19 protein-coding genes are annotated in these 19,953 nt (G+C 39.7%); 2 read left to right on the forward strand and 17 right to left on the reverse strand.

Translation table 11 applies throughout. The annotated features are described in order from the left end of the window. Positions 1-24 precede the first annotated feature (24 nt). From rpsR to nsrR, 6 genes are all read right to left on the reverse strand, one after another. Complete coding sequence (gene rpsR, locus BTO23_RS10795; RefSeq protein ID WP_005421136.1) at positions 25-252, reverse strand: 30S ribosomal protein S18; 228 nt, start codon at positions 250-252, stop codon at positions 25-27. 15 nt (positions 253-267) lie between these two features. Continuing rightward, entirely contained in the window at positions 268-570 is a 303-nt protein-coding gene (priB, locus tag BTO23_RS10800) for a primosomal replication protein N (protein WP_045101092.1), read from the reverse strand. 8 nt (positions 571-578) lie between these two features. Beyond that, entirely contained in the window at positions 579-959 is a 381-nt protein-coding gene (gene rpsF / locus BTO23_RS10805; RefSeq protein WP_045101091.1) for a 30S ribosomal protein S6, read from the reverse strand. Between the two features lie 233 nt (positions 960-1,192). Continuing rightward, entirely contained in the window at positions 1,193-1,936 is a 744-nt protein-coding gene (gene rlmB, locus BTO23_RS10810) for a 23S rRNA (guanosine(2251)-2'-O)-methyltransferase RlmB (protein WP_061012893.1), read from the reverse strand. Between the two features lie 70 nt (positions 1,937-2,006). Beyond that, positions 2,007-4,523, reverse strand: coding sequence for a ribonuclease R (gene rnr / locus BTO23_RS10815; protein WP_061012895.1), 2,517 nt, complete (start codon positions 4,521-4,523; stop codon positions 2,007-2,009). Positions 4,524-4,610: 87 nt separating this feature from the next. Further along, positions 4,611-5,036, reverse strand: a complete 426-nt coding sequence (gene nsrR, locus BTO23_RS10820; protein ID WP_061004794.1) for a nitric oxide-sensing transcriptional repressor NsrR — start codon at positions 5,034-5,036, stop codon at positions 4,611-4,613. A gap of 109 nt (positions 5,037-5,145) precedes the next feature. On the opposite strand from nsrR, the gene hmpA reads away from it, so the two are divergent. Continuing rightward, positions 5,146-6,330, forward strand: a complete 1,185-nt coding sequence (hmpA, locus tag BTO23_RS10825; protein WP_105063480.1) for an NO-inducible flavohemoprotein — start codon at positions 5,146-5,148, stop codon at positions 6,328-6,330. 112 nt (positions 6,331-6,442) lie between these two features. Here hmpA and motX read toward each other — a convergent pair whose 3' ends face one another. The 11 genes from motX to tsaE all read right to left on the reverse strand — a co-directional run bounded on the left by motX (position 6,443) and on the right by tsaE (position 18,053). Then, positions 6,443-7,075 (reverse strand): flagellar protein MotX, encoded by a 633-nt coding sequence (motX, locus tag BTO23_RS10830; protein ID WP_105063481.1) that lies wholly within the window; start codon positions 7,073-7,075, stop codon positions 6,443-6,445. A gap of 219 nt (positions 7,076-7,294) precedes the next feature. After that, positions 7,295-8,611 carry an adenylosuccinate synthase gene (locus tag BTO23_RS10835; protein ID WP_060992656.1) on the reverse strand — a complete coding sequence of 439 codons (1,317 nt, stop codon included), beginning with the start codon at positions 8,609-8,611 and terminating at the stop codon, positions 7,295-7,297. A gap of 178 nt (positions 8,612-8,789) precedes the next feature. Beyond that, entirely contained in the window at positions 8,790-8,975 is a 186-nt protein-coding gene (locus tag BTO23_RS10840; RefSeq protein WP_045101084.1) for a DUF2065 domain-containing protein, read from the reverse strand. Positions 8,976-9,065: 90 nt separating this feature from the next. After that, positions 9,066-9,950 carry a protease modulator HflC gene (hflC, locus tag BTO23_RS10845; RefSeq protein ID WP_060992658.1) on the reverse strand — a complete coding sequence of 295 codons (885 nt, stop codon included), beginning with the start codon at positions 9,948-9,950 and terminating at the stop codon, positions 9,066-9,068. A 2-nt stretch (positions 9,951-9,952) separates the two neighbouring features. Further along, a complete protein-coding gene (gene hflK, locus BTO23_RS10850; RefSeq protein ID WP_060992659.1) occupies positions 9,953-11,167 on the reverse strand; it encodes an FtsH protease activity modulator HflK in 1,215 nt (404 codons plus the stop codon). 18 nt (positions 11,168-11,185) lie between these two features. Further along, on the reverse strand, positions 11,186-12,505 hold the full coding sequence (hflX, locus tag BTO23_RS10855) for a ribosome rescue GTPase HflX (protein ID WP_105063482.1): 1,320 nt from the start codon (positions 12,503-12,505) through the stop codon (positions 11,186-11,188). Positions 12,506-12,549: 44 nt separating this feature from the next. Further along, positions 12,550-12,816 carry an RNA chaperone Hfq gene (gene hfq / locus BTO23_RS10860; protein ID WP_017022675.1) on the reverse strand — a complete coding sequence of 89 codons (267 nt, stop codon included), beginning with the start codon at positions 12,814-12,816 and terminating at the stop codon, positions 12,550-12,552. Between the two features lie 103 nt (positions 12,817-12,919). Next, complete coding sequence (miaA, locus tag BTO23_RS10865; protein WP_061030325.1) at positions 12,920-13,852, reverse strand: tRNA (adenosine(37)-N6)-dimethylallyltransferase MiaA; 933 nt, start codon at positions 13,850-13,852, stop codon at positions 12,920-12,922. Continuing rightward, the gene (gene mutL / locus BTO23_RS10870; protein ID WP_105063483.1) at positions 13,845-15,842 is read right to left on the reverse strand and encodes a DNA mismatch repair endonuclease MutL; all 1,998 of its coding nucleotides are present in this window, start codon (positions 15,840-15,842) and stop codon (positions 13,845-13,847) included. Before mutL ends, miaA begins: the two co-directional genes overlap by 8 nt. A gap of 13 nt (positions 15,843-15,855) precedes the next feature. Then, the gene (locus BTO23_RS10875; RefSeq protein ID WP_061004805.1) at positions 15,856-17,595 is read right to left on the reverse strand and encodes a LysM peptidoglycan-binding domain-containing protein; all 1,740 of its coding nucleotides are present in this window, start codon (positions 17,593-17,595) and stop codon (positions 15,856-15,858) included. Beyond that, complete coding sequence (gene tsaE / locus BTO23_RS10880) at positions 17,589-18,053, reverse strand: tRNA (adenosine(37)-N6)-threonylcarbamoyltransferase complex ATPase subunit type 1 TsaE (RefSeq protein WP_060992664.1); 465 nt, start codon at positions 18,051-18,053, stop codon at positions 17,589-17,591. Before tsaE ends, BTO23_RS10875 begins: the two co-directional genes overlap by 7 nt. 218 nt (positions 18,054-18,271) lie before the next feature. Between tsaE and queG the strand changes: the two genes are divergently transcribed. Beyond that, complete coding sequence (gene queG, locus BTO23_RS10885) at positions 18,272-19,384, forward strand: tRNA epoxyqueuosine(34) reductase QueG (protein WP_061012950.1); 1,113 nt, start codon at positions 18,272-18,274, stop codon at positions 19,382-19,384. Positions 19,385-19,953: the final 569 nt, after the last annotated feature.

Here is a 19,953-nt window from a genome sequence, read left to right on the forward strand (position 1 = left end):
AAACTTATTTAAACCGCTATCGACTTACAGATGCTTATCTGTGTACGGTAGAAGTGCAAGGTAACGAGAACGCTTGATAGCGCGAGCTAGCTGACGTTGGTATTTAGCACGAGTACCAGTGATACGGCTAGGTACGATTTTACCAGCTTCAGTGATGTAGTTTTTTAGAGTTGCTACGTCTTTGTAGTCAATCTCTTGTACGCCTTCTGCTGTAAAACGGCAGAATTTACGACGACGGAAGAAACGAGCCATGGGCTATCTCCAGATCTAAATTAATTTAATATGCTCAGCATGTAACACTACTCTCGCCACGCCATTTCGGCCTGTCTGATAAGTGATAAAACCACCTACCGTAACGTTACTGCTTTGAGCCAAGTTTGCAGTTAAAGCTTGAGACCCTTGTCCACTAACTACCACGTTCATTCTGCAATAGACTTCACGTGATAAGCCAGCTTCCTGTTTAATCGAACGATGCTCAATGACAAAATGACAGTGAGGTATGCCCGCAGGACTAAGACTTCGAACCGGAGCCTTGGCGATAATACCGCTCAACTCCAATCGATTGGTCATCAAATCAATTACTCAGCAGCAGCTTCTTCAGCGCGTGGTGCAGCGTCTTCACGCTTAGCAGAACGCTCTTCTTTAGCTTTCATCATTACTGATGGCTCAGTGATCGCAGCTTTAGTACGCATGATCATGTTACGTAGAACAGCATCGTTGTAACGGAATGCAGTTTCTAGTTCATCAATAACAGATTGCTCAGACTCAACGTTCATAAGAACGTAGTGTGCTTTATGCAATTTGTTGATTGGGTAAGCCATTTGACGACGACCCCAATCTTCTAGACGGTGGATAGTACCACCAGCTTCTGTGATTGAACCTGTGTAACGCTCGATCATGCCAGCAACTTGCTCGCTTTGATCAGGATGCACCATGAATACGATTTCATAATGACGCATTGGTTGCTCCTTACGGATTATTCAGCTTCCACGATTGGCTCAGTCATCCAAGGGAAGCAAGGAACTAAAAAAAAGACTGAGAATTAAGAACGGCGGATAGTATAGAAAAACAGCGTTATTGGCAAGAAAAAGATACCTAAATCACAAAAATATTTTCTTCAATTTAGTTCAAAAAAAGAAGGCAATGAAATACTCATTACCTTCACTCTTAGCCACTTGTTTTTATAGACTATTTAGCCTTGTAATGAGCGCTGACGTACTGCTTCGAACAAACAGACACCTGACGCTACAGAAACATTTAAACTTGTTACAGAACCTGCCATAGGGATTTTAATTAAGTCATCACAGGTCTCGCGAGTTAGACGACGCATGCCATCACCTTCTGCTCCCATAACAATCGCTAATGAACCAGTTAATTTAGCTTGATAAACATCATGCGTCGCTTCACCTGCAGTGCCAACGAACCATACACCTTTCTCTTGCAGAGCACGCATCGTACGAGCAAGGTTAGTCACACGAACTAAAGGAACAACTTCAGCGGCACCACAAGCTACTTTACTTACCGTTGCAGTCATTGATGCTGACTTATCTTTAGGTACGATAACAGCAGCGACACCAGCGCCATCAGCATTACGCAAACAAGCACCTAAGTTGTGAGGATCCGTCACACCATCAAGCACTAAGAACAATGGGTTCTCAGTCTTATTCATGATGTCATCTAAATCATGCTCATTAAGCTGTTTAGCTGGAGTAACACGAGCAATAATACCTTGGTGATTAGCACCATTTGCTTTGTCATCCAACGTTTTACGTGGAAGTTCTTGGATTTTAAACCCAAAATCAGTCAACTCTTTGATTATTGGTAATAAACGATCGTCTTCACGACCTTTTAATACGAATATTTCAATAAAACGGGCAGGATCACGCTCTAATACAGCTTTGGTTGCGTGGATACCAAAAAGAAATTCATTACTCATGTTATCGCTTCTTTCTATTACAAATTAGTAGTTCTAATGAGGTAAATCTACCTCATTATCGAATCGTTGCTTATTCAGCTTTTGGCTTAGGCTTTCTTGCTCGCACTTTTTTCTTGTGCTTTGGTTTTGGCTTTCTCTTTGCCTTAACCTCTTCAGCAGAACCGTCAGGACGCTTTGTTGGCTCAACCATGGCTTGGGCTTTTGATTTTACTTTACCCTTGCCTTTGGATTTACGATCGCCTAATTGACCACGTCCTTTTGGTTCAGATTTATCCCCTTTTGCTTTTGGTTTAAAGCTTGGATCACGACGAGGCTCTTTTTTACCATCGCGTTTTTTCGCATTGTCTTTGGCTGTTTTACCATGCCCACGCGCTTTACGCATCGAACTGGTACATTCAAAGTCAATATTACGATCATCAAGGTTAACAGCGACAACTTTCACTGTAACTTGATCTCCAAGACGGAAAATCTGACCTGAGCTTTCACCTGTTAATCTCTGACCAGCAGCATCAAATTGGTAATAATCATTTGCCAAAGACGAGATATGAACCAAACCATCAATGTGTAGATCATTCAATCGAACAAAGAAACCAAAGCCGGTGACATTAGCAATCACGCCTTCTAACTCTTCACCGATGTGATCTTGCATGTATTCACATTTCAACCAATCAGCAACATCACGTGTCGCATCATCTGCTCTGCGCTCTGTCATTGAACATTGCTCACCAAATACATCCATATCATCGAATGAATAATGGTAACCACCTGTTGGTGTCCAACGATCGTTATTCTGACCTTTTTCTTTGGCAATTAAATACTTAATTGCACGGTGTAACAATAGATCTGGGTAACGACGAATTGGCGATGTAAAGTGAGCGTAACGCTTCAATGCTAGACCGAAGTGGCCTTGATTATCTGCGTTGTAAACGGCTTGCTTCATTGAACGCAACAGCATCGTTTGAATCAGTTCTTTATCTGGGCGATCAGCAATCAAATGTACCAATTGACCATAATCTGTTGGTGATGGGGTTAACCCACCAGATAAGCTTAGACCAAGCTCACCTAAGAAATCGCGGAAACCTTGTAGACGCTCTTCACCAGGAGATTCATGCACACGATACAGTGCTGGCTCTTTGGCTTTTTCAACAAAAGAAGCCGACGCGATGTTCGCTAAAATCATACACTCTTCGATGATCTTATGAGCGTCATTACGAATAACAGGTTCAATACGGTCGATCTTACGATCAGCATTAAAGATAAACTTGGTTTCAATCGTTTCAAATTCAATCGCACCACGTGCTTCACGTGCTGTTTTTAGCACCTGATACATGTTATGCAATTCTTTAAGATGCGGAACCAATGGTTCGTAACGTTGACTTAGCTCTTCATCACCATCAAGAATATCACTTACTTTGTTGTAAGTAAGACGAGCGTGTGAGTTCATCACCGCTTCGTAATGCTTAAAGCCTGACAGTTTACCTGATGCAGAGATTGTCATCTCACACACCATACATAAACGGTCAACTTGTGGGTTCAATGAACATAAGCCATTCGATAATACTTCTGGCAGCATTGGTACCACTTGCGCAGGGAAGTAAACCGAGTTACCACGCTGAATCGCTTCTTTGTCTAATGCATTATCAGGGCGAACATAATAACTTACATCAGCAATCGCAACCCATAAACGCCAACCACCAGAGGTTTTCGCTTGACAGAATACCGCATCATCGAAATCTCGAGCATCTTCACCATCAATCGTAACTAATGGCAACTCACGAAGATCGACACGACCATCTTTTGCTTCTTCAGGTACTTCTTCTGCTAAGCCTTCAACTTGTTTGTCAACCGCTGTAGGCCATACATGAGGAATATTGTGAGTACGCAGTGCAATATCGATCTCCATTCCTGGCGCCATATTCTCACCAAGAACTTCAATAACTTGACCTGACATACCACGAGCTCGGCCACCACGATCAGTGATATTAATCACAACGACATTACCCATGCGAGCACCCATTTTGTGCTCATTAGGAATAAAAATGTCTTGGTTAATACGTGAATCATCAGGAACAACAAAACCTAGGCCATCTTCAATAAAGAATCGACCAACAATCCCGTCATTATGAGGCTCTAATACACGTACTACGCGACCCTCTTTACGGCCTCGTTTATCTGTACCTGTTGGCTGAACTAATACCACATCACCATGAATAACTTTTTTCATTTGGTGGAAAGGTAAAAGTACATCGTTGTCTTTACCTACACTGCCTTCAGGACGGATCCAACCGAAACCATCACGGTGCCCAAGTACCACACCTTTTAATACTTCAATGCGCTCTGGTAATGCATAACACTGGCGACGAGTGAAAACTAATTGTCCATCACGCTCCATCGCTCTTAAACGACGACGTAAGCCTTCATAGTTATCTTCACCAGATAAACCTAGGGCTTCGAATAAGTCATTACGATTTAAAGGCGCTTCTGCTTTTTGGAAAAATTCAAGAATGAACTCACGGCTTGGAATTGGATTCTCGTACTTTTCTGCTTCTCGATCTTTGAAAGGATCGTTTTGAATAATCTTAGACATAGGCTGACCTGCTTAGTCGGAGGAGATAATAAGGTAATTGTACCTGAGTATAGAAACAACAGATAGGAAAGGATCTGGAATTACAAGCTAAACTCGTTGTAACAAAATCAGTAATTCACTGTTGTCAGTTAACATATCCTGAATGCTGTAATTATCCAACTCATCTAAAAATGCTTGCTTCGCTTTAGCGAGTGCGCTTTTTAATCGACAAGCCGACGTAATATGACAAAATTCAGGAGCACAGTTTACGACTTGTAACGGCTCAATAGAACGAATGACATCACCAATAATAATTTGATGAGCTGGTTTCCCTAAACAGATACCCCCATTCTTTCCTCGAACTGTTTTTACGTAACCTTCTTGACCTAATTTGTTTATTATTTTCACCATATGGTTACGTGACACATCAAATGTTTCTGTCACGATAGTAATACTGGTTAATTCATCCTTAGGTAATGAAGCTAGGAATATCAAGGCCCTCAGGCCAAAGTCAGTAAAGTTTGTAAGCTGCATATCCTCTCCTTAATCTCTTTTTCATTGTAATTCTTCTCTTGACTAAAAGATATATTTTAGATACAACTTATAACATACATTATAAATACACCTTTAAAGGTAATAAATCATGCTCAGCAAAAATACTATCGACATCATTAAATCTACTATTCCATTACTTGCACAAACCGGCCCGGCATTAACCGCGCATTTTTACGATCGTATGTTTACTCATAATCCAGAGTTAAAAGATATTTTTAACATGAGTAACCAACGTAACGGCGATCAACGAGAGGCGCTGTTCAATGCAATCTGTGCTTATGCGGGTAATATTGAAAACCTAGCAGTTTTACTGCCTGCTGTTGAAAAAATAGCACACAAACATACCAGCTTTATGATCACCGCCGAGCAATACAATATTGTTGGTGGACACTTAATCGCAACGCTTGATGAGATGTTTTCTCCAGGCCAAGAAGTATTAGATGCGTGGGCTGAAGCTTACGGTATTCTTGCTAATGTATTCATTCAACGTGAAGAGCAAATCTATCAAGATAATAATGCTCTTGATGGTGGTTGGCGCGGACTGCGTGAGTTTGAGTTAATCGCAAAAGAAAAAGAAAGTGAGTTCATCACTAGCTTTACATTTATGCCGACAGATGACTTAGCTGTATCATCATTTAAACCTGGTCAATACATTGGTATTTATTTAAACCCTGAAGAATTCGAAAACCAAGAAGTTCGTCAATACAGTTTATCTTCTACGCCTCAAGAAAAAACATATCGCATTTCAGTAAAACGAGAAGAAGGTGGTAAAGCATCAAATTATCTACACGCCTCACTCAATGTTGGCGATAAGGTAAATCTTACTGCGCCTGCTGGAGATTTTTTCTTAGATGTAGAAGCCTCAACACCTGTCACGCTTATTTCAGCTGGTGTTGGCTTAACTCCAACTCTTTCTATGCTAGAAACACTTACCCAGCATGAAGAAAAAGTAACTTGGCTGCACGCGACAGAAAATGGCTCTCAACATGCATTTAAACAACACATTTCTGCTTTAGCTGAAAAGCACGAGCATATATCTGCGTACACTTGGTATAACCAAGCACAAGAAACAGATAAGTTAAATCAAGACTTTCAGTTTAGCGGTTTAATTAACTTAGCTGACGTTAAAGAAGAGATCGTCTCTGATGCTGGCCATTATTATTTCTGTGGTCCTGTGGGCTTTATGCAACATGTCGCCAAACAGTTAATTGAACTAGGTGTTACTGAAGATCGCATTCATTATGAATGTTTTGGTCCTCATAAAGTTCTATAAATTGATATGAACTAAAATGCAAAAACGCCCAGCGATAGTTTATCTCTGGGCGTTTTTAGAGCTGATGAAATTACCTATCTAACAAAAACAGTTAAATATTAGTACTTAGGTTCTACCAGAAGGTATCTCGCCTTTTTGCTCTCGCAATAACGTTACCGGGCATGCGCATCTCTAATCCATTTCTCAAATTAGCAATTCGTTTATGTTGACGTCCATCAGAGGTTACCGAGTTATATAACCATCGGTATGCATCTTCATAATCTAACGGGCTACCATAATCACTAAGCAGTAATTCCGCTAAATGAATACGAGCGTTAATATTGCCCATCCCTGCCGCTTCACGCAGATAAGGGATTGCTCGCTCTCTATCCTCCTGTACCAATGTACCCTTGGCGTAGTATCGACCAATTTGTTCTAATGCTGCTGGTAAGCCCTGCCTTGCTGCATTTTCCATGTAGTAAAGCCCTAACTCTACATCACGGTCCACACATACCCCCCATGCTAACATGTCCCCATAAAGGAACTCATAAGCGGGTGAATCAATCTTGGTTGCTCGCGCAACGATATCCTCAACCAATTGACAATTATCCACTACCTTCACACGATTTAAGTGTGAATTCGTATCAAACAGTCGGAACAGTTGGTTTTCGGTATAAATAGGGATCGGTTCTCCGATCTCTTCGCTAGAAGCATGCATGGGCACAAGTGCTACCATACAAGCTGCTACGAGATGTCGTAGTTTCATAATTCATCAACTCTTTATAACTGTATTTATTGTATCGACGTAAGCGGCAAGTTCTTTAGACAAAATTTGCCCTAAGTGGCAATTTTTTGCCCATACTTTATAAGTTATTGATTAAATGAAAATTCAGAGATTTTATGGGGAGGGGTAGAACTAATAATTAAAACACCAGATATAAAAAAGCCAGCTACATGAGCTGGCCTTTCTTCATTCTCTAAGCGATTAAGCTTGGAATGGGTGTACTTTGATGATTGTCTCGTTACGGTCAGGACCAGTAGAGATAATATCAATAGGCACGCCTGTTAATTCTTCGATACGCTTAACGTAATTTAGAGCAGCTTGTGGAAGCTCTTCAATTGTTTTCGCACCAAATGTATTTTCAGACCAACCAGGCATAGTTTCGTATACTGGTGTTGCTTCTTCAAACGCTTCAGCAGCCATTGGAGAAACTTCTAGTACAGAACCATTATTCATCTTGTAACCAGTACAGATTTTAAGTTCTTTTAGGCCATCTAATACGTCTAGTTTAGTTAGACACATACCAGATAGAGAGTTGATTTGAATTGCACGACGCATAGCAACGGCATCAAACCAACCAGTACGGCGTAAACGGCCTGTTGTTGCGCCAAATTCATGACCAACATCACCTAAGTGCTTACCAACTGGATCTTGTTTCTCTAAACCATCATATAACTCAGTAGGGAATGGACCTGAACCTACACGAGTACAATATGCTTTAGTAATACCTAGGATATAACCTAAGTGACGAGGACCAAAACCAGAACCAGCAGCAACACCACCAGCAGTCGTGTTAGAAGACGTTACATAAGGGTAAGTACCGTGGTCGATGTCTAGAAGCGTACCTTGAGCACCTTCAAACATAATCTTGTCGCCACGCTTACGAGCAGCATCAAGAGTATCTGTAACATCAATAACCATTGAAGTAAGTAGATCAGCATAGCTCATTGCTTGCTCAAGAACTTCTTCATAGCTTACTGCGTCTACTTTGTAGTAATTAACTAATGCAAAGTTATGGTATTCCATTACTTCTTTTAGTTTTTCAGCAAAAGCAACTTTATCAAACAGATCGCCAACACGTAGACCACGACGAGATACTTTATCTTCGTACGCAGGACCGATACCACGACCAGTTGTACCAATTGCTTTGTTACCACGTGCGATTTCACGCGCTTGATCTAGCGCTACGTGGTAAGGAAGAATTAGAGGACAAGCTTCAGAAATGAATAGGCGTTCACGAACTGGAATGCCACGCGCTTCAAGTGGCGCCATTTCTTTTAGTAAAGCATCAGGTGAAAGTACTACGCCATTACCAATAATGCATTCGACATTATTACGTAAGATACCTGATGGAATTAAGTGTAGAACGGTTTTTTCACCGTCGATAACTAGAGTATGGCCTGCATTGTGACCGCCTTGATAGCGAACCACATACTTTGCATCTTCAGTTAAAAGGTCTACTATTTTACCTTTACCTTCGTCACCCCATTGGGTGCCCAGAACGACTACGTTATTTCCCATCTTTCCAAAGTCTGCTTGTTAGTTAAAAATGGATTCTAGCATTGATAGAAAAATGTTTCAGTTATTTTTAAGCGAAATCTCACTTTCATAATAAAGCGCTGTCAATATAAACAATTCTATTATTTATTTTCCAAATAAAATAAAAAACAAGGTGACGATTTTGTATTTATGCAAAAACTCAAAGCATCACACTACAAATAACAACACCGGCAACAACTAAACAGCCGCCAATACGGCGCAATGTATTATCCGGTTGTTCACTCAATTGAGCGACCATATTACGCCACCCATTAGGAGCAATTAACGGACCTAAACCTTCAACGATAAGTACACCACCAATCGCTAACCATACTGCATTACTCATCATTTACCTTTTCTATATTTATCTAGCAGAAACAAAACAAGGCCCCGAAGGACCTTGTTAATTAAGATGAATTAAAATCTAAAACTAGACTTATTTCGCACCTTTTGGATCATTCATATATTTGAAGAAGTCAGTCTTAGGATCAAGTACTAAGATGTCATTCTTACTGTTAAATGATCTCTCATATGCTTTCAATGAACGGATAAAGCTAAAGAACTCAGGCTCTTTATTAAACGTATCAGCATACAGTTTTGCAACTTTCGCATCTGCATCACCACGAGTAATCTGTGCTGTTTTATCCGCTTCTGCAATGATCGTTGCTACTTCAAGTTCTGATTGAGCACGAATTACTTCTGCTTTTTCACGACCTTGAGAACGTAGTTTACGAGCAACCGCTTCACGTTCTGCACGCATACGACGGTAAATCGATTCAGAAATTTCTTCTGGTAGGTTGATTTTCTTGATTCGTAAATCAATCACTTCAATACCTAAGTCACCCGTGCCTTCTTGAGAATCAAGAAGCACAGTTGCCATTACTTGTTCACGTTTCTCAGAAACGATCTCTTTCACCGTTTTACTACCGATTTCAGCTCGTAAGCCATCAGATACACGACGTTGTAATAGTGATTCTGCTGTTAAAATATTACCACCGCCAGTCGCTAGGTAGAATTGACCAAAATCTTTGATCTTCCATTTAACGTATGAATCGATAATAACGTCTTTTTTCTCAGAAGTTACAAAACGGTCTGATTGATCATCCATTGTTTGAATACGAGCATCTAACGTATTAACACGATCGAACATTGGCATTTTAAAATGCAAACCAGGTTCGTAAATTCGTGTAATATTATTATCATCTTTAATCAAACGACCAAATCGAGTAACAATACCGCGCTCGCCTTCTGGGATCACAAACAGTGACATTAAGAAAATAGCGATAACAACGATAAGCGTTGGGATCATTAACTTACGCATGATTAATATCTCCCTTCACGAGTTGAGTTACGACCAGTAGTATTAGTCTTTGAATCTGGCTGTCCATTCTTCTCTAACTCAAAATCATAATTCTTAGATGATGATGTTGATGTTTTAGGAGATGACTTCACTGAACCTTGCTGATTACCTGTAATTTTATCTAGTGGAAGATATAACAAGTTACCATTTGATTCAGAATCAATCAGAACCTTACTTGTATTACCGTATACTCGTTCCATTGTATCTAGGTACAAACGAGTACGAGTAACTTCAGGTGCTCTATTGTATTCAGGTAATAGTTTTTCAAACTGTGCAATCTGACCAATAGCTTCGTTGACTGTACGTTCAGTATAACCTTGAGCTTCTTTTTTCAGACGCTCAGCACGACCTGTCGCTTTAGGAAGAATATCATTGCTGTATGCTTCTGCTTCACGAATGAAACGCTCTTCATCTTCTCGAGCTGCGATAGCATCATCAAATGATGCTTTCACTTCTTCTGGTGGACGAGCTAGTTGGAAGTTGACATCAACAACAATTAAACCCATATCGTATTTATCAATAATACGATTCAGTGTTTCTTGCGTACGTTGACGGATAACTTGACGACCACTGGTCAAAATATCATCCATCTTCGCGTCACCAATAACGGCACGTAGTGCAGAGTCTGTTGCTTGGCGTAAGCTGTCATCTGCATTAGTTACTGTGAATAGGTATTTTCTTGCATCAGCAACACGGTACTGAACACCCATTTCAACAGTTACAACGTTCTCATCTTTCGTTAGCATTAATCCTTTTGAGTTTAATGAACGAATTGATTGAATGTTTACTGGCGTCACTTGGTCAATAAATGTTGGTTTCCAGTTTAGACCTGGATCAACCATACGATCGTATTTACCTAAACGTAAAACGACACCGCGCTCACTTTCACCAATCGTATAGAAACCAGAGAAAACCCAAATACCAATAGCGACAACAGCAATAAGGCCTAAGCCAACAGCGCCACCATTACCAAATGAAGGTAGACCACTGCCACCCTTATTGTTTCCGCCTTTATTGCCACCACCAAACTTACCGCTCAGTTTTTGACTTAGCTTATTAAATACTTCATCAAGATCTGGTGGACCTTGATCACGACCGCCACGATTTTTATTACCCCAAGGGTCTTTATTATCGCCACCGCCATTATTGTTGTTATTTCCAGGCTCATTCCACGCCATTAGAAAACTCCAAGGTAATTATGAAGATAAAGAATTCTGTGTACTCTCATTAGTAATTAAAAAATTACTTAATGGAGTCTCTTCACGTTTTTCTAACTTAGACCAATCAACTTGCTGCATACGTACATCAATCAACAAGCTGCCATCATCCTGATATTCTTCTTTTATAATGCTTTGCATTTGAAAGAACTTACTTCGAAGACGCCCAACCAAACCAGGTGGTAATAGCAACGTGTGCACAACCATTTGTCCTGCTAATCGTTCCGTTAATGCTTGAAAGAGTAATTCAATGCCTTGGCCTTCCATTGCTGAAACCCAAACACATCGAGGAACCCCTTCCTCATCACGTTCAATTCGCGGTTGTTGATCTTCTAAGTTATCAATCTTATTCATTACGAGAAGATAAGGTACCTCATGGGCATCTATCTCTTCTAGAACAATATCTACTGCCTCAATGTTCTCACGAAAACGTTCATCACTCGCATCAACAACATGTAACAAGATATTAGCTTCTTGCGTTTCTTGTAATGTTGCTTTAAAAGCAGCAACAAGATCATGTGGTAAATGACGAATAAAACCTACGGTATCAGCAAGTATTGAAACACCAACATCTGCGACTTCAATCTTACGTAATGTAGGATCGAGCGTAGCAAACAATTGGTCAGCGGCATAAACCCCAGCTTCAGTAATTCGGTTAAATAACGTAGATTTCCCTGCGTTGGTATATCCGACTAACGAAATCGTTGGAATTTCAGCACGGAGCCTTGCTCGGCGACCTTGCTCACGCTGTTTTGCAACCTTAGCCAATCGACGTAGAATTGCTTTGATGCGATCTCGCAATAGTCGTCTATCGGTTTCTAATTGAGTTTCACCAGGACCACGTAAACCAATTCCGCCTTTTTGGCGTTCAAGGTGCGTCCAGCCACGGATTAATCGAGTAGATATGTGACGTAATTGTGCTAGTTCAACTTGCAACTTACCTTCATAGGTTCGTGCTCGCTGAGCAAATATATCGAGTATCAATCCTGTTCGATCGATTACTCTGCATTGACATATTTGTTCTAAATTTCGTTCTTGAGCTGGGGACAAAGCATGATTAAAAATCACAATGTCCGCATTATTAGCTCGAACAGCATCGGCAATTTCTAGTGCCTTACCCTCACCTACATAATATTTAGGGAGTGGGGATTGACGGGTTCCCGTCACAACAGCCAATGTGTTTACCCCCGCAGAAGAAACCAACATTTTACATTCGTTGAGATCTTCCAACTCCCCTTCATAAGTGAAGTTAATATGCACAAGAATAGCCTGTTCACCGGATTCATAACGGTCAAACAAGCATTAACTCCTTAATAGGCCATCTATTCAATAATAGAATAGGACTATTCTTCAGTTGTTTCTTGTGGACGCTCGCCTTGTGGGCGATCACTTGCAGTGTGATGGCTTACAGCACGAGCTGGAACTACAGTAGAGATCGCATGCTTATATACCATCTGATTTACTGTATTCTTCAATAGGATAACAAATTGATCGAATGACTCGATTTGCCCCTGTAATTTAATCCCATTTACTAAATAGATAGACACTGGAATCCTTTCACGACGCAGCGCATTCAAAAATGGGTCTTGCAAAGATTGCCCTTTAGCCATTTTTTTTTCCTTTTTGGTTTGTAATTGTAATTTTATTTAGCTATTAGCCTTTAGCTTATGACTAAACGCTCTGAAGTTAAACAACATTGATACATTATTGTGCTTATTTTTTCTCTAAACGATCAGAGATCGTCTGTAGGGCACTATCAATGTTATCACTATCCAGCCAAGTTAGTTCTTTCCAGCTACGTAGCCAGGTAATTTGTCGCTTGGCCAATTGACGGGTCGCACAAACTCCGCGAAAAATTGCGTCATCTAATGTGCCTTCCCCATCAAAATAGTCCCACATTTGTCGATAACCTACGCATCGAATAGACGGTAAGTCAGCATGAAGATCTTCTCGTTCGTATAATGCTCGAGCTTCTTCTTCAAAACCAGCTTCCATCATATTCTCAAATCGTAGTTCAATACGACGGTGAATTTCTGCTCTCTCTTTCGGTGCAATCGCAAATTGATGCACTTCATAAGGTAGAGGTTCACCTTTAATTTGGGTTAATTCTGTTAATGTTTTACCCGAAATTCGAAATACTTCCAACGCTCGGGAAAGTCGTTGTGGATCATTTGGATGAATTCTCTCGGCTGATATAGGGTCAATTTGTTTTAATTGATCATGCATAGCCTCCCACCCAAGATTCTCCGCTTCTTGCTCAATTTGAGCTCTAATGTCAGCATCCGCTGCTGGTAATGGCGAAAGACCTTCAAGTAGTGCTTTGTAGTACAACATTGTACCACCGACTAATAAAGGTATCTTTCCTTGAGCAACAATGTCTTCCATCTCTTTTAGCGCATCACGACGAAATTCTGCTACTGAATAGCTTTCCGTCGGTTCTAGAATATCAATAAGACGATGAGGTGCTTGTAAAAGTTCCGCTTCATTTGGTTTTGCTGTACCAATATCCATACCCTTATAGATAAGGGCTGAATCTACGCTTATCAACTCTACAGGAAAACGTTTTCGCAATTCAATTGCTAAGTTTGTTTTACCTGACGCAGTCGGTCCCATTAAAAAGATGGCTTGTGGTAATGCTTTATTCATGACTAAATGCTTGTATCGCCTGAGTAATATCGATGTTTTTTAGCAGTTTTTTATTAAACTGAGAGAGTTTTTCTCCCCATAACTGCTCTAATTCCATCACTAATTGTATCGCTTGAGCGGTACTATAATTTGCTTCTTCATGTTGAATTTGATGAGCAAGCCAAGTTATAACCTGTTCAAGTGACGGATTGACGTCCTTTAGATACCTTAACAGATTCGGGATCAATTGTTGTAAATTCTGCTGTCTGATCGGCTGACAAACCGCCATAACGATCACGTTAGTACTATTTTTAACTTTAAGATCAATACCGAGAGGTTTCAAGAAAGAAACGTAATCTAATACTTTATTACATATTCCATCTTCAACACCGACCGAAAGTGGGATTAATAAAGGTTGAGCTTTTAACGGTTCAATATGAATACTATTAAGTTGCCCGTAACTTTTTAAAAATTCAGCATAACGTAAATCAACCAATTGCAACTGAGTCCCTTGCTGCAATAAAGCAAAGACCTTTTCTACCACACTTAACACCTTTCCTAATGATGCATTGCTATCTAAAACAACACTCACTGTTGGAACGTATTTTTCTATTATTGGAATATCGGTAGTCGTATTTAACTTCGCTTCATTAACTTGATGAAATGATGATTTCATCTCCCTATCTTTCGTTGTTAATAACGTCTTATATTGATTAAGCTCTCTTTGAGAAGGTTTATCATTTTGAAAAGAACGAGGAGCACTCTTCCTTGACACTGAAGAGCTTGAGGTTAAAGGAGCAACTGTGCTTGAAACCCAAGAATCTGATGGTGCTTTATTTGGATAACTTGGTGTAGAGTCCACCGCATTCCTTAGCTGTTCCTCTTTACTTTGATAAGATTCAATCGGATCTTGTTGAGATTGACGAACATACTCTTTCATTGGAGGAAAATACGCTTCCTTATCCTCAATTAGAGATTCACTGTCTTCACCAGATTTAGTGCGAGGCAATGTTGCACCTTGCTGTAATGCCCCATAAATGGCTTGATAAATAAAATCATGAACTAAACGCGCTTGATGAAAGCGAACTTCATGTTTTGCAGGATGCACATTTACATCCACATCATGTGGATTTATCTCAATAAATAAAATATACGCGGCATATTGATTCGCTAATAATGAAGACTCATAACCTTGTCGAATAGCATGATTAATTAGCTTATCTTTCATCATACGGCCGTTCACATAGCAATATTGAATATCACCTTGTGCCCGAGCGCCTTCAGGAGATGAGATCCAACCATGGAAGATTAACTCGCCATGCTCTAACTCAACCTCTAACGCATGTTGTAGAAAATTAGAACCACACACTGCAGCAAGGCGCTTTTCAACTTGAATTTTAGTTTGAGCAGCTCGATATTGGCGCACTTGTTTACCGTTATGACGCAGATTAATCGTAATATCTAATCGACTAAGTGCAATACGCTTAAGTAACTCATCAATATGAGTAAATTCTGTTTTTTCAGTACGGAGGAATTTACGACGAGCTGGTGTATTAAAGAAAAGATCAACCACATCTATCGTTGTACCAATAGGATGTGCTGCTGGCTTCAATTTTACATCCATGTCTCGACCTTCAGCATATGCTGACCATGCCTCTTCTTGAGCTATCGTTCGAGAGGTTAATGTAAGACGGGAAACGGAACTTATCGACGCAAGTGCTTCACCACGAAATCCTAAACTGACAATCGCTTCAAGGTCATCAAGAGTGGTAATTTTAGAAGTAGCATGACGACTCAAGGCTAGAGTCAATTCATCTTTAGCGATACCAGAGCCGTTATCTCGAATACGAATTAACTTACTGCCACCTTTCTCAATATCAATATCGATGCGAGTTGCTCCCGCATCGATACTATTTTCGACCAATTCTTTAACAACGGATGCAGGGCGCTCCACAACCTCACCAGCCGCTATTTGGTTGGCTAATCGAGCTGGTAAGATTTGAATTGGCATGACCTTATCCTTGTTAACTGTTTGGAATTATAAGCACCTGTCCTACAGCCAATTTATCTGAACGTAACTTATTGGCTGTTCGAATACTAGAAACGGTGACTCCATATTTAGTCGCAATTTTACCTAAGAATTCACCACGTTTCACCGTATGCTTTTGAATTGGAGCAACAATACTTACTTTTAATTTTTGACCTACAAACAAAGTGTCTGACTTAAGTCGATTCAATGAACGAATACTACTTGTCGATACTTTATATTTCGATGCTATCTTACCTAAATATTCCCCAGAGCGAACCGTGTGAGTAATCGTTTTACGTGATTGTGTCACTGATGGCTTCGTTTTTGGTGTCGATACTTTAGGGGCAACATAAACCGATTTATTGCTTGGGATTTTTAATATTTGCCCAACCGCTAAACTTGTACTTTTCAGTTTATTTGCGCTCTTAAGTTTTGCTGTTGTTGTTCCGTATTTTTGTGCAATACGTGATAGTGATTCCCCAGAACGAACTTTATGTGTTGTTTGTTCTTGCTTACTTGCCAGTAACGTTCCTTGAGGCGGATTATCATTAAGATAGCGAATAATAGCTTTAGAAATCGCTCGAGCAATCTTATCTTGGTGCCCACGTTGGAAAAGCTGTTTCTCCTCTGTCGGGTTCGATATAAAACCAGTTTCAATCAAAATAGAAGGAATATCAGGAGACTTTAATACCGCAAGACTCGCATTAACAGGCGCCTTTTTATGAAGCTTAATTACTTTACCCATTTCAGATAAAACGTCTGTCGCTAGCTTATAACCTTCTTTTTGCGAATGACTAAACTGCAAATCTAATAGCGTTTGACTTACATTTCGATCATTACTATTTTTTGCCAAAACATCACCTGCGCCACCAAGTAATTCAGACTGTTTTTCATGCTGCTCTACCCAACGACCGATCTCTGTATTCGCTCTACGTGTATTAAGAACAAAAACAGATCCCCCTCTTGGCTGTGGTGATCTAAAGCTGTCCGCATGAATTGAAACCAATAAGTGAGACTTATTTTTACGAGCAATATCAGTACGTTTGTTTAAATTAACAAAGTAATCGCCACTACGGGTCATGATCGCTCTCATGCCTGGTTGTGCATTTATCTGAGCAACCACCTTCTTAGAAATAGCAAGAGTCGCGTGCTTCTCATACTTTCTTGTTGGGCCAATAGAGCCGGGGTCTTCCCCACCATGCCCAGCATCAATAGCAATAATAATTTCTCCATTACCAACAATATGATTGGTATTAGAATTGATTATTGGCTTTGAAGGCTGCGTAGGTTTACTTGGTGTAGACTTAGGAGCACTTATTCCTGAGTGAGGTAAATCCATCACTAAGCGATGTCCATACTGCCCGCCAGGAGTTGGGGATAGCTTAAAAACTTCCGCTGTAACTGCATGCTTTAATTCAAAAACAAGACGTGTCGTCCCCTTTGAAGGAGAAGAGCTTTTTCTTATATTAGTAAGAACTTTACTGTCTTTCACACTTAGAGGTAGTTTCGCTTTTACGTTGGTATTTTTAAGATCTACCACTAAACGATACGGACTACTCAGCGTAAAATAGCTGTAATTTGCTTCCGAATTTAAATCGATAACAATGCGGGTTTCATCTGGCGAAGGCCAAACTCGTATTCCCTCAAGCGTATTAGCAGAGACAAAAAAACTACTTGTTGATAAAACAACAAATAACGAATACCAAATAACTCGAAAATATTTACCGATTAACACAAATCCAACCGCTGCACTAAACTACATCCATACTCATTATTGCCAGTAATCACAACATGACGAGCTTCACCATCGTAGCGAATATCAATATCAATATCGGGATTAGGCAATAACCCTTGTCCTCTCTCAGGCCATTCAACTAAACAGATTGCATCATCGGTAAAGTAATCACGAATACCCATGAACTCTAATTCTTCAGGATCAGCTAAACGGTATAGGTCAAAGTGATATACTTGCCACTTATCCAATTCATAAGGTTCAACTAGAGTATATGTTGGGCTTTTTACATTGCCGACATGACCTAATGAACGAATAAATCCTCGGCTAAAGGTCGTTTTACCTGCCCCAAGATCACCATGCAGGAAGATGGTGGTTTGTTGATTACAAGCTTGAGAAAGCTGTCTACCAAATTCGACAGTATCGTCTTCAGTAGCTAAATTAAATTCAAAGCGTTCCATTATTCACTAGTTTCACTATTTTAATTGTCTAAATTAATAGACTTGGTATCAGATTCACAATTTAATATGGTGAATGTTTATACACAAGCTATCTTCTATATTTATATCTATCACTCAATAGTGCTTTTACTAGCAGTATCAAATTACGAGTTATCTTGGCTATATGATAAACTTTTACTCATTATACTGTAATAAAAAAATGTAATCTCCTTGTGAAAATTGACTATCAAGAACTCGCTAATAACATCAAACTTTGGGCACAAGAACTCGGCTTTCAAAAGGTCGGGATCTGTGACATCGATTTATCTCAACATGAAGCCGCTTTAGAGCAATGGCTTGATGCTGGCTATCATGGCTCTATGGATTGGATGGCTCGTCATGGCGTAATGAGAGCAAGACCAGCTGAACTTCACCCTGGAACTATCCGAGTCATCAGTGCTCGTATGGATTATCTTCCTCCAGAAGCTGGATTTGCTAGCAATTTAAGTGATTCAACCCAAGCTTATATCAGCCGCTACGCTCTTGGTCGTGATTACCATAAACTTATCCGCAACCAATTAAAAAAGCTAGGTCAAAAAATTGAAGCTGAAGTTGAAGAACTCGGCTATCGACCTTTTGTGGATTCTGCCCCTATTTTAGAAAGACCATTAGCAGAAAAAGCGGGGCTTGGTTGGACAGGTAAACACTCGCTGTTATTAGATAAAGATGCAGGGTCATGGTTCTTTTTAGGTGAGCTGTTAGTTGATATTCCACTCCCCGTTGATACTCCTCTTGAAAATCAATGTGGAAAATGCACCGCTTGTATTACTTCATGCCCAACGAATGCGATATTAGATAACGGAGTTATTGATGCTCGACGTTGTATCTCTTATCTCACGATTGAAAATAGCAATGTCATTCCAGAAGAATTTCGATCTTTAATGGGGAATCGCATTTATGGCTGCGATGATTGCCAACTTGTTTGTCCTTGGAACCGCGAAGCAGAAATAACACAACAGAACGACTTTCATCGTAGGGATTCATTGAATAACGCCGATTTGCTTTCTCTATTTGCTTGGGATGAAGCAACATTCTTAAAAAACATGGAAGGCTCAGCAATTCGCCGTATTGGTCATTTACAATGGTTACGTAATATCTCTATTGCGATGGGAAATGCACCACATTCTGAGATCATTATTTCAGCATTAAACGATAAACTAGGCTTAGACACTAATTTAGATATTCATTTAAATTGGGCAATAGAGCAGCAACATTCTCTGCAAGTAAATCAAAATAGAAAAGAACAACGCCTTATCCGTATTATTGAAAAGGGTTTACCAAGAGATGCTTAGAGATAGGTAATCATTTTATACACCGCATGGTTACGGTTCACAAAGTTTGAGGTGGATCGTAATAAATGTGGAAAACATTATTAGATAGACTAAACAATTCAAAATATAGAAAAGTTAAACACAAGACAGGAATATGATTAGGATCAAAGAAGTCAAGCAAAAAGATCTTTTAAATTTTAAAGAATAATGCATACAAAACATTAAATCCTTAAATATCATACAGATAAAAGAAGGCACTAAAACCTTCGATCATTAAATAAAAATAAGATCTTTATTTATACTCTTTTTTTTAAGACCATTTCCAAACAACTAACAGAGTTATCCACAAAATTTAATGTGTGGATAACTCTGTTAGTTATATGGTAATTAACGCATATAACTATCCCTCTGTCGCCATAACCCATTGAGAGATACAGTGAATACAGATAGTTCAATAGACGGTTTGATTCTTGTTTGGTATTTGAATCAGAATGTTCTAAAAGAGCAGAATTTTTTGTGGGGTTAATGCTTCACAGCATTAATTTTAAAGAAAATAAAAGCGCTGAATATAATTCAGCGCTTTTATTTTG

Source organism: Aliivibrio sifiae, from assembly GCF_002954715.1.
GTDB lineage: Bacteria > Pseudomonadota > Gammaproteobacteria > Enterobacterales > Vibrionaceae > Aliivibrio > Aliivibrio sifiae.

Coding starts and splice junctions, on each gene's coding strand:
- rpsR (WP_005421136.1), bottom strand. CDS start 252: ATGGCTCGTTTCTTCCGTCGTCGTAAATTCTGCCGTTTTACAGCAGAA.
- priB (WP_045101092.1), bottom strand. CDS start 570: ATGACCAATCGATTGGAGTTGAGCGGTATTATCGCCAAGGCTCCGGTT.
- rpsF (WP_045101091.1), bottom strand. CDS start 959: ATGCGTCATTATGAAATCGTATTCATGGTGCATCCTGATCAAAGCGAG.
- rlmB (WP_061012893.1), bottom strand. CDS start 1,936: ATGAGTAATGAATTTCTTTTTGGTATCCACGCAACCAAAGCTGTATTA.
- rnr (WP_061012895.1), bottom strand. CDS start 4,523: ATGTCTAAGATTATTCAAAACGATCCTTTCAAAGATCGAGAAGCAGAA.
- nsrR (WP_061004794.1), bottom strand. CDS start 5,036: ATGCAGCTTACAAACTTTACTGACTTTGGCCTGAGGGCCTTGATATTC.
- hmpA (WP_105063480.1), top strand. CDS start 5,146: ATGCTCAGCAAAAATACTATCGACATCATTAAATCTACTATTCCATTA.
- motX (WP_105063481.1), bottom strand. CDS start 7,075: ATGAAACTACGACATCTCGTAGCAGCTTGTATGGTAGCACTTGTGCCC.
- BTO23_RS10835 (WP_060992656.1), bottom strand. CDS start 8,611: ATGGGAAATAACGTAGTCGTTCTGGGCACCCAATGGGGTGACGAAGGT.
- BTO23_RS10840 (WP_045101084.1), bottom strand. CDS start 8,975: ATGAGTAATGCAGTATGGTTAGCGATTGGTGGTGTACTTATCGTTGAA.
- hflC (WP_060992658.1), bottom strand. CDS start 9,950: ATGCGTAAGTTAATGATCCCAACGCTTATCGTTGTTATCGCTATTTTC.
- hflK (WP_060992659.1), bottom strand. CDS start 11,167: ATGGCGTGGAATGAGCCTGGAAATAACAACAATAATGGCGGTGGCGAT.
- hfq (WP_017022675.1), bottom strand. CDS start 12,816: ATGGCTAAAGGGCAATCTTTGCAAGACCCATTTTTGAATGCGCTGCGT.
- miaA (WP_061030325.1), bottom strand. CDS start 13,852: ATGAATAAAGCATTACCACAAGCCATCTTTTTAATGGGACCGACTGCG.
- mutL (WP_105063483.1), bottom strand. CDS start 15,842: ATGCCAATTCAAATCTTACCAGCTCGATTAGCCAACCAAATAGCGGCT.
- tsaE (WP_060992664.1), bottom strand. CDS start 18,053: ATGGAACGCTTTGAATTTAATTTAGCTACTGAAGACGATACTGTCGAA.